11 protein-coding genes are annotated in these 9,356 nt (G+C 67.4%); 5 read left to right on the top strand and 6 right to left on the bottom strand.

Translation table 11 applies throughout. The features are described from left to right. A partial coding sequence (locus ADBZ6I_RS04190) for a hypothetical protein (protein WP_526381165.1) occupies positions 1-195 on the top strand: 195 nt, incomplete at its 5' end. A gap of 123 nt (positions 196-318) precedes the next feature. Here ADBZ6I_RS04190 and ADBZ6I_RS04185 read toward each other — a convergent pair. Together ADBZ6I_RS04185 and ADBZ6I_RS04180 are read right to left on the bottom strand one after the other, a co-directional pair. Beyond that, entirely contained in the window at positions 319-1,086 is a 768-nt protein-coding gene (locus ADBZ6I_RS04185) for a 1-acyl-sn-glycerol-3-phosphate acyltransferase (RefSeq protein WP_526381171.1), read from the bottom strand. A 58-nt stretch (positions 1,087-1,144) separates the two neighbouring features. Then, positions 1,145-2,998: an AMP-dependent synthetase/ligase gene (locus ADBZ6I_RS04180; protein ID WP_526381163.1), complete on the bottom strand. Its 1,854-nt coding sequence runs from the start codon at positions 2,996-2,998 to the stop codon at positions 1,145-1,147. Positions 2,999-3,155: 157 nt separating this feature from the next. On the opposite strand from ADBZ6I_RS04180, the gene ADBZ6I_RS04175 reads away from it, so the two are divergent. After that, positions 3,156-3,680: a GNAT family N-acetyltransferase gene (locus ADBZ6I_RS04175; RefSeq protein ID WP_526381169.1), complete on the top strand. Its 525-nt coding sequence runs from the start codon at positions 3,156-3,158 to the stop codon at positions 3,678-3,680. Between the two features lie 18 nt (positions 3,681-3,698). Here the strand turns inward: ADBZ6I_RS04175 and zapE are convergent, their stop codons facing one another. Further along, a complete protein-coding gene (zapE, locus tag ADBZ6I_RS04170) occupies positions 3,699-4,706 on the bottom strand; it encodes a cell division protein ZapE (protein ID WP_526381161.1) in 1,008 nt (335 codons plus the stop codon). Between the two features lie 50 nt (positions 4,707-4,756). Here zapE and ADBZ6I_RS04165 point away from each other — a divergent pair, with 50 nt between their 5' ends. The 3 genes from ADBZ6I_RS04165 to msrB are packed head-to-tail and all read left to right on the top strand — an operon-like array spanning position 4,757 to position 8,070. Beyond that, entirely contained in the window at positions 4,757-6,322 is a 1,566-nt protein-coding gene (locus ADBZ6I_RS04165; protein ID WP_526381159.1) for an alpha/beta fold hydrolase, read from the top strand. 36 nt (positions 6,323-6,358) lie between these two features. Continuing rightward, entirely contained in the window at positions 6,359-7,651 is a 1,293-nt protein-coding gene (locus ADBZ6I_RS04160; protein ID WP_526381157.1) for a glycosyltransferase 87 family protein, read from the top strand. Further along, entirely contained in the window at positions 7,648-8,070 is a 423-nt protein-coding gene (msrB, locus tag ADBZ6I_RS04155) for a peptide-methionine (R)-S-oxide reductase MsrB (protein ID WP_526381155.1), read from the top strand. The genes ADBZ6I_RS04160 and msrB overlap by 4 nt, the downstream gene beginning before the upstream one ends. A gap of 25 nt (positions 8,071-8,095) precedes the next feature. Here msrB and ADBZ6I_RS04150 read toward each other — a convergent pair whose 3' ends face one another. The 3 genes from ADBZ6I_RS04150 to hemQ form a co-directional block, all read right to left on the bottom strand. Continuing rightward, a complete protein-coding gene (locus ADBZ6I_RS04150) occupies positions 8,096-8,302 on the bottom strand; it encodes a hypothetical protein (protein ID WP_526381153.1) in 207 nt (68 codons plus the stop codon). 107 nt (positions 8,303-8,409) lie between these two features. Next, on the bottom strand, positions 8,410-8,577 hold the full coding sequence (locus ADBZ6I_RS04145) for a hypothetical protein (RefSeq protein WP_526381151.1): 168 nt from the start codon (positions 8,575-8,577) through the stop codon (positions 8,410-8,412). A 59-nt stretch (positions 8,578-8,636) separates the two neighbouring features. Further along, positions 8,637-9,341, bottom strand: a complete 705-nt coding sequence (gene hemQ, locus ADBZ6I_RS04140; protein ID WP_526381149.1) for a hydrogen peroxide-dependent heme synthase — start codon at positions 9,339-9,341, stop codon at positions 8,637-8,639. Positions 9,342-9,356: the final 15 nt, after the last annotated feature.

Here is a 9,356-nt window from a genome sequence, read left to right as displayed (position 1 = left end):
CGCGCAGCGCGACGACCGCGCCGGCTGACCCCTTCGATCTGGGTGATTCTCATGGCAAACTTGGTCTATGAGCGCACCCACCGTTTGCGAGAACCCCACATGCACCTGCTCACCGTGCACCTGCGGGCCGGGCTGCAACTGCGGGCAGGACAGCACCGCCTGCACCAACCAGAACTGCACCTGTTCGCCGTGTAGCTGCGGGCCGACCTGTTCCTGCGGCACCGCCTAGCGCTTTCGGCCCCGGATCTGGGTCGCGGGGGCGAATAGTCACCGTCATGGCTCCCCTGAGGCTAAGGCTCAAATACAAAAACGGCGAACTCAGCCGATGAGCGGCAGTCGCCGGCGGCGGCGCAGTCGGTCAAGTTCGGCCTGCATCTCCCGGCGGATGCGGCCGTCCACCTTCTCCGGATCGGGATGCGGCCCCCACTGCCCCACCACGTCGATCGGGTCGAGGACCTGGGTGACGATCTTCGACGGCAGCGGCATGTTGACCGGGATCAGCACGCTCAGGCCGAACGGGAACCCGAACGTGACCGGCAGGATGTCGGTGCGCAAGACGCGGCGCTCCCACCGATTCACCCGCAGCGCCCGGGCCAGCCACCGGCCCCGACTGAGGTACATCTGCGTCTCCTGCCCACCAATCGACACCACCGGGACGATGGGCGCCCCGGCATCGGCGGCGGTTTGGACATAGCCGGTGTGGCCGGCGAAGTCGATGACGTTCTCCTCGACCGTGGGCCGGTAGACCTCCATATCGCCGCCCGGATACACCATCACGGCCGAATCGGTTGCCAGGGCCGCGGCGGCGTTCTCGGGGCTGGCCTGAATCACTCCCAGATGCGGGAGCAGGTCAGCCGCCGGCCCGTGGAACATCGAGTCGTGCCCGAGCACGTACAGCGGCTTGTCGTAGCCGAACCGCTCGTAGTAGTCCACCGCGAAGATTGCGAAGTCCGGGGTGAGCAGCCCGCCGGAGTGGTTGCCCACCAATAGACATCGACCCGACGGAATGCGTTCCAAGCCAAACACTCTGGCGCGGTGATACACCTTGAGCACCGGCCGCAGCAGGTCGACGACGTGCCGGGTCAGTCCCCGGTCCCAGCGAGCCGGCTGATCCGGCTCGCCGTGCGTGCGGGCAACGACGGAATCAGGCGTACAGACCCTCGATCTTGTCCTGGAAGTTGTCGACGACGACCTTGCGCTTGAGTTTGAGGCTGGGGGTCAGGTCGCCGTTCTCGACGGTCAGTTCGCGGTCGATGATGGCGAACTTCTTGACCTGCTCCCACCGGTTGAGGTGCTTGTTGAGCTCCTCGACGTAGCCTTCGACGGCGGCGTAGGTCTTGGGATCGCGGGCGATCTCGGCGAACGACTTGCCGCCCAGTCCGTTGGCGGCCGCCCAATCCTTGACGCCGTCGGCGTCCAGGCTGACCAGAGCCACGCAGTACGGCTTGCTCTCGCCGTACACCACGATCTCGCTGGCAAACGGGCAGATGCCCTTGAACTGAGCCGAAATCGCCGACGGCGCAACGTATTTACCCTGCGAGGTCTTGAACATGTCCTTCTTGCGGTCGGTGATCCGCAGGAAGCCCTCGGCGTCGAGTTCGCCGATGTCGCCGGTGTGGAACCAGCCGTCGGGCTCGATCGTCTCGGCGGTGGCTTCAGGCATGTCGTGGTAGCCCTCCATGACACCCGGACCCTTGAGCATGATCTCGCCGTCCTCGGCGATCTTTACCTCGGTCTGCGGGAAGGTCCAGCCGACGGTGCCGAACCGGTAGGCGTTCGGCCGGTTCAGCACGGAGGCCGCGGAGGTTTCGGTGAGTCCGTAACCCTCCAGCACCACGATGCCGATGGCGTCGAACCACTGCGCGATCTCGCGGTCCAACGCCGCCGACCCGGAGATGAAGAACCGCAGGCGCCCACCGAAGCGGTCACGGATCTTCGACAGCACCAGTTTGTCGGCGAGTTTGTACTGCGCGGCCAGAATCGGGTTGACGCTCTGCCCGGCCTGCCGGACCCGCGACACCTGAACGCCCACGCCGACCGCCCAGTCGAACATTCTCTTCTTGACGCCGCCCTCTTTGGCCATCATCTCGTTGATCCGGCCATGCACCTTCTCGAAGATGCGCGGGACCGCGCCCATGATCGTCGGGCGGATGATCGCCAGGTTCTCCACGATCTTGTCCACCCGGCCGTCGATGACGGTGGGAAATCCGATGGACAATGGCAGCGCCAGCATCACCTTGCCGAACGAATGCGACAGCGGCAGCCAGAGATAGTTGAGGTCCTTGTCGGACAGCACACCCAGGGCATCCATCGCCGCCGCGGTGTAGGTCCACGACTTCTGCAGCAGCCGGACCCCTTTGGGCTTACCGGTGGTGCCGGAGGTGTAGATCAGGGTGGCCAGCTGGTCGGGCCGGATGGCGTTGATGCGGTCGTTGACGACGGTCGGCGACTCGGCGAGCAGTTGGCGGCCCCGCTCTTCGAGGTCGGCGAGGCTGATCACCCAGTCGCCGTCGCCCTCGCCGTCGCCCTCGCCGTCAATGATGACGACCTTGTCCACGGCGGGCAGGTCATCGCGCTTCGCGCGCAACTTGTCCACCTGAGTCTGGTCCTCGGCGACCACGATGCGGCTGCCGGAATTGGCGACGATGTAGGCGACGTCCTCGGCGTTGGTGGTCGGGTAGACGGTGGTGGTCGCCGCACCGGCGGCCAGGATCCCGAAATCGGCGACCACCCACTCGTAGCGGGTGCCTGACGCCAGCGCCACCCGCTCCTCGGGGTTGATGCCCAGCGAGATCAAACCGGCCGCAATGTTATCGACGCGGTCGCCGACCTGGCGCCAGGTCACGCTCTCCCAACCACCGCCGCCCTTGGGATACCGGAACGCCTCGGTGGTCGGCGTCGCCGCGACGCGGTTGCGGAACATCACCGGTACCGATGCGGCTCGGTTCTCGATCTTGCCGAGGTCGTAGCGCTCTTGGGATTTGTACAGGCCTGCCATGGTTCGAGTCTAGGAAACCAGCGACCCGCCGGTGCAGTGGATGGCCAAAGACCGGCTGATTCGGATTCTCCTCCAGTCGTCGCTGTTGGGCAGACGGATACCCGTGGCAGGGGTGGTCGAACCTCGCGCACCGGTGTGTCAGCATGCTGGGGTGTCGATGTCGGTCACCCGCGCACGCGGCGCCGAGGGCGCCGAACTGGCCGAGGTCGCGGCGACCACCTTTCCGCTGGCCTGCCCGCCGGCGGCCGATCCCGCCGAGATCGCCGCCCATATCGCCGCGCACCTGTCCGCGCGAGCGTTCGCCGAGCACCTGGCTGATCCGGACCGGATCGTCCTGGTGGCCCGAGAGGACGGCCGGATCGTCGGCTACGCCATGTTGGTGCGCGGCGTCGGTGACGACCCGGACGTCGACGCCGCCGTCGGCCCGCGGCCGGCGGTGGAGCTGTCCAAGATGTACGTGCTGGCGACCCATCACCGCAGCGGCGCGGCGGCGTCGCTGATGCAGTCCGGACTCGACTGGGCCGAGGCCGACGGCGCGGCGGCGGTGTGGCTGGGAGTCAATCAGACAAACCAACGTGCCCAACGCTTTTACGGCAAGCACGGCTTCGCGGTCACCGGCGCCCGCACGTTCCGGCTGGGCAACGGCACCGAGGACGACTTCGTGATGGTTCGCACGGTCTAGGTACGTTTCTAGGTACGTCTAGGCACTCAGCGCGAGCAGCCGGGAGGTGGCCCGCAGGTACTTCTTCCGGTAGCCCCCGTCGAGCATCTCCGGGGGGAACAGGGTGTCCAGTTTGGCCCCGGACGACACCACCGGGATGCCGGCGTCGTACAGCCGGTCGGTCAGCGACACCAGCCGCAGCGCCACACTCTGGTCGTCGAGCCGATGAACGCCGGTGATGTGCACCGCCGATACGCCCTCGATCAGCGCCAGATAGCGCGACGGATGCATGGTGGCCAGGTGGTCGCACAGCTGATCGAAGTCGTCCAGGGTGGCACCGGGCAGCGCCTCGGCCCGGGCCCGCACGTCGTCGTCGGAGAGCGGCTCGGGCGCCGGCGGCAACCCGCGGTGCCGGTAGTCCGGACCCTCGATTCGCACCGTGGTGAAAATGCTTGCCAGCGTGTTGATCTCGCGCAGGAAGTCCTGCGCGGCGAACCGCCCCTCGCCCAGTTGCTCAGGCAGGGTGTTCGACGTCGCGGCGACCGAGACCCCGCGCTCGACCAGCTGCGAGAGCATCCGGGAGATCAGGGTGGTGTTGCCCGGGTCGTCGAGTTCGAATTCGTCGATGCACACCACGGTGTAGTCGGCGAGCAGGTCGATGCATTCGACGAATCCGAACACGCCGGCCAGCTGGGTCAGTTCGCCGAAGGTGGCGAACGCCTTGGGGTGTTCGGCGGAGTCCGGTAGCCGGTGATACGCCGACGCCAGCAAGTGGGTCTTGCCCACCCCGAAGCCGCCGTCCAGGTACAGCCCCACGCCGGGCAGCGTCTCGCGCTTGCCGAACAGCTTGCGCCGCCCCGCCCGGCGACGCACCGCCTCGTCGCAGAAACTCAGACACGACGCCACCGCGGCGGCCTGAGTCGGTTCGGCCGGGTCGGGCCGGTAGCTCTCGAAGCTGACGTCGGTGAAGGTGGGAGGCGGCACCAGCCCGGCGATCAGCCGCTGCGGGGAGACCGTGGGATGACGATCCACCAGGTGCCCGGGCATGCACGGACTGTATCGACCCGGCGGTGATACGCGTCGCTACTGTGGTGGGCATGCGTCGGCAGGGTCGGGTCTTAACCGCGGTCAGCGTGGGCACTGCCGCGGCTGTGCTCACCGGCTGCGCACCCTGGCTCGCGGCCAATCCGCAGTTCGCCACCGACTCCGCCCGCAACCCCGGCGCGGTCACGGAGACCAGCAACGCCGCCGGCGGTGCACCGGAGCTGCTGGCCCCCAAGAACGATCTGGCCTGGAAGGATTGCACCGCCAAGGCTTTCGGGGACGCCGGCGCCAAACCCGTCCCCGGCATGTCGCTGGAGTGCGCCGAGTACGACGCCGACCTGGATCCGATCAGCGGGGCCACCGGCACCGTGACCATCGGCGTCATGCGGGCCCGCGGGCCGCAGACCCCGCCCGACGCCGCTCCCCTGGTGTTCACCACCGGCTCTGAACTGCCGTCGTCGCTGCAGTTGCCGGTGTGGCTGAACCGCTCGGCCGGCGACGTTCTGGTCAAACACCCCATCGTGGCGGTGGACCGGCGCGGCATCGGGATGTCCAGCCCAATCGCCTGCCGCGACGAGTTTGACCGCAAGCAGATGCGCGAACAAGCCCAGTTCGAGTCGGGCGACGACCCCGTGGCCGCGCTGGGCCAGATCACCCTGACGGCCACCACCAGCTGCACCGACGCCCTGGCTCCCGGCGATTCGTCCTACGACAACGCCCGCGCCGCCGAGGATCTGGAACGGTTGCGCAGCACCTGGGACGTGCCCGGACTGGCCCTGCTCGGCATCGGCAACGGCGCCCAGGTGGCGCTGGCCTACGCCGGCTCCCACCCGGAGAAGGTGGCCCGGCTGGTGCTGGACTCCCCCATTCCGCCGGGCGCCGGCGCCGAGGCCATCGCCGAGGATCAGGTCAAGGCCCAGCAGAGTGCGCTGGACGCCTTCGCCGGCCAGTGCGTGGCGGTGAACTGTTCGCTCGGCCCGGACCCGAAGGGCGCGGTCGACGGACTGCTCGCTGCAGCCCGCACCGGTCGCGGGCCGGGTGGGATGTCGGTGTCGGCGCTGGCCAACGCGATCATCACCGCACTGGGCTATCCGACCGGCGACCGAATCGCCAACACCGTCAAGCTGTCCGACGCGCTGAACGCCGCCCGCACCGGCGACACCAACCTGCTCAACAGCCTGGTCAACCGGACCGATGCACTGCGCGGCACGGACGGCCAGTTCGTCAACACCTGCAGCGACGCCCTCAACCGCCCCAGCCCGGACCGGGTGCGCGAACTCGTCGTCGCCTGGGGCAAGACCTACCCGCAGTTCGGCACCGTCGGCGCGCTGAGCCTGGTGAAGTGCCTGAACTGGCCCAGCGGGTCGGCGCCGAAGGAACCCAAGGACCTCAAGGTCAACGCCCTGCTGCTCGGTGTTCAGGAAGATCCGATCGCCGGTTCCCAGGGAGTGGCCGCGGCGGCGGCGACCATGATCAACGCCGGCGCCACCAGCAGGCGGGTGATCTGGCAGGGCACCGGGCACGGGGCCGTCGTCTACAGCTCCTGCGCGACGGGGCCGCTGATGTCCTATCTCGACAGCGGCGCCATGCCGCCGACCGACACCTTCTGCCCCGCCTGACCGGCGCGGGCGCCACGCCGGTGTACGGTGCGGATCGTGGTTTCCGCTGACTCCTCGCTGCTGCGAAAGGTATTCGGTCCGCGAACCAGCCCACCGAGTACCCAGGACGTGGTGCGGACCGCGTTGTGGCCGATCGCGATCATGTCGATCATCCACCGCGGCTATGTGCTGACCTCCAACGGCTACATCACCGACGACTGGGCTCCCGTCTACTGGGCCGTGCGACGGTTCCGGGATCACCAGCCGGTGTACACCGACGTCTTCACCGAGGTGGACCCGCACTACCTCTACCCCCCTGGCGGCACCCTGTTGATGGCGCCGTTCGGCTACTTCGACAGCATCTACGCCGCCCGCAACTGGTTCATCGTGCTCAACACGGTGGCCATCATCGCGGCCTGCTATTTCCTGGTCCGGCTGTTCAAGTTCTCCATGCGGTCGCCGGCGCTGCCCGCGCTGCTGGCGGCCGCGTTCGTCACCGAGTCGGTGACGAACACCCTGGTGTTCACCAACATCAACGGCTGCATCCTGTTGTGCGAGGTGCTGTTCCTGCTGTGGCTGCTCGACGGACGGGTGAGCCGAGAATGGCTGTCGGGGATCGCCATCGGCCTGTCGCTGACAGTCAAACCGGTGCTGGCGGTGCTGCTTCTGCTGCCGCTGCTGAACCGGCAGTGGCGGGTGCTTGCCGCCGCGGCGGCGGTACCGCTGGCGTTCAACGCGGTGGCCTGGCAGCTGGTGGTCGACCGCGGCAGCTTCATCCGCCGCACGATCCCCTACATCCTGTCGACGCGGGACTACTTCAACTCCTCGGTGTTGGGCAACGGTGTCTACTACGGGCTGCCGATGTGGCTGATCACCGCGTTGCGACTGCTGTTCGTGGTGCTGGCGGCGGCCAGCTTGTGGCTGCTCTACCGCTACTACCACCAGCGCGACCCCTTCTTCTGGGCGCTGACGTCCTCAGGGGTGCTGCTGATCGCGTCATGGCTGGTGCTGTCGCTGGCGCAGGGCTACTACTCGATGATGCTGTTCCCGTTCCTGATGACGGTGGTGCTGCCTAACTCGGTGCTGCGCAACTGGCCGGCCTGGCTGGCCACTTACGGTTTCCTGACGCTGGATCGTTGGCTGATGTGGCGGTGGCCCACCACCGGGCGGTTCCTGGAGTACATGAAGATCACCTATGGCTGGTCGTTGATGCTGATCGTGGTGTTCTGCGTGCTGTACTACCGCTACCTCGACGCCAAAGCCGAAGGCCGGCTGGCCGCCGATCCAGACGCCGGCATCGACCCGGCGTGGATGACGCCGCGGCGGGTCCCGGCTAGCGTTGGTTCATGAGTTCTGAGCCCAACCTGCTGCCCAAACTTCAGCTTTCGGATTCCGAGTGGCGTGCGCGGCTGAGCCCTGAGGAGTTTCACGTCCTGCGGCAGGCCGGCACCGAGCGGCCGTTCACCGGCGAGTACACCGACACCAAGACCGAGGGCGTCTACCAGTGCCGGGCGTGCGGGGCGGATTTGTTCCGCAGCACCGAGAAGTTCGAGTCGCACTGCGGGTGGCCGTCGTTCTTCGACCCGGCCGACTCCGACGCGGTGGTGCTACGGCCCGACGACTCCATGGGCATGCGCCGGGTAGAGGTGCTGTGCGCCAACTGCCACAGCCACCTGGGGCACGTCTTCGAGGGCGAGGGCTACCCGACCCCGACGGATCAGCGGTACTGCATCAACTCGATCTCGCTGAAACTGGTGCCGCAGAGCTGAGGGTACTCACCGACAAGCCGGACGATCACGACGGAGAACGCCTCAGCTCCGCCGCCCACAGACCGCACCGCCGCCGGCCACCGCTGTCGTGATCTCCCAGGACCTGCGCCGACCCGACCTGTTCACCGTCACCGCCTCGTCGCAGGTCAGACCGCCCGCCGGCCAGGAACTGGCGGATGATGTCGGCGTGCAGCGACCACAACGGGTCCGAGGAATCGGAGCCGACGATCACTCGCCGGCATGCCGAAATGATGCCGCGACGTAACGTTCGCGCGCGATGCGGTTGGAGCGGTTGACTGAGCGGGTCGGATGCCGACGACCCACCCTTCTGAGCCAGGGTTACTTTTTGTCACCCCAGCGTTTCCTGTACGCCTCGATCTCATGCGGCTCGTCCATGTCCTCTTGGATGGTCTGTCGGTCGCGCTTAATGGTGATGCGCAGCGCTAACCAGATCAGCCCGATGAGAACGACTGCCGAGGAGATGATCAGCACAGGGGTCATGTCCATGTGGCGATTGTGGCACGGCAGTCAGAAGTTGGGGTGGCGTTTCACAATCGTGTTTGCGGTCACGGAAGCCGCGCTACCAATTCCTCCACCCCGACCCGCGGGCCGGTAAAGAACGGGATCTCCTCCCGCACGTGCCGGCGCGCCTCGGTGGCGCGCAGGTCACGCATGAGATCGACGATGCGGTGCAGCTCCGGCGCCTCGAAGGCCAGGATCCACTCGTAGTCGCCCAGGGCGAAGGCCGGGACGGTGTTGGCGCGGACGTCTTTGTAGCTGCGAGCGGCCATGCCGTGGTCGGCCAGCATCTTGCGGCGCTCGTCGTCGGGCAGCAGGTACCAGTCCAGCGACCGCACGAACGGGTAGACGCACACGTAGTTGCCCGGCTCCTCACCTGCCAGGAAAGCCGGCACGTGGCTCTTGTTGAACTCCGCCGGGCGGTGCAGCGCGACGGTGCTCCACACCGGGCTGGTGGCGCGGCCCAGCGCGGTGGTGCGCCGGAAGTCGCTGTAGGTGGCCTGCAGATCCTCCACCCGCTCGGCGTGCGTCCAGATCATGAACTCCGCGTCGGCCCGCATGCCGGCCACGTCGTAGATGCCGCGGATCACCACGCCACGTTCTTCCTGCTGCTTGAGGAACGTCGCGGTCTCGTCGGCCACGGCGGCACGGGAATCCTCGTCGTAGCCGAGCACTCCGGGCCGCACGGCGAACGCCGAGAACATCACGTAGCGGACGGTGGAGTTGAGTGCGTCGTAGTCCAGTCGCGCCATGGCACCCATGGTGCC

It is taken from the genome of Mycobacterium sp. (assembly GCF_044342925.1).
GTDB lineage: Bacteria > Actinomycetota > Actinomycetes > Mycobacteriales > Mycobacteriaceae > Mycobacterium.
This window is presented reverse-complemented; position numbering and strand designations above follow the sequence as displayed.

What these genes read in the sequence shown, in the direction of transcription:
- ADBZ6I_RS04165 (WP_526381159.1), top strand. Translation starts at nt 4,757, where the DNA reads ATGCGTCGGCAGGGTCGGGTCTTAACCGCGGTCAGCGTGGGCACTGCC.
- hemQ (WP_526381149.1), bottom strand. Translation starts at nt 9,341, where the DNA reads ATGGCGCGACTGGACTACGACGCACTCAACTCCACCGTCCGCTACGTG.
- zapE (WP_526381161.1), bottom strand. Translation starts at nt 4,706, where the DNA reads ATGCCCGGGCACCTGGTGGATCGTCATCCCACGGTCTCCCCGCAGCGG.
- msrB (WP_526381155.1), top strand. Translation starts at nt 7,648, where the DNA reads ATGAGTTCTGAGCCCAACCTGCTGCCCAAACTTCAGCTTTCGGATTCC.
- ADBZ6I_RS04180 (WP_526381163.1), bottom strand. Translation starts at nt 2,998, where the DNA reads ATGGCAGGCCTGTACAAATCCCAAGAGCGCTACGACCTCGGCAAGATC.
- ADBZ6I_RS04175 (WP_526381169.1), top strand. Translation starts at nt 3,156, where the DNA reads ATGTCGGTCACCCGCGCACGCGGCGCCGAGGGCGCCGAACTGGCCGAG.
- ADBZ6I_RS04145 (WP_526381151.1), bottom strand. Translation starts at nt 8,577, where the DNA reads ATGGACATGACCCCTGTGCTGATCATCTCCTCGGCAGTCGTTCTCATC.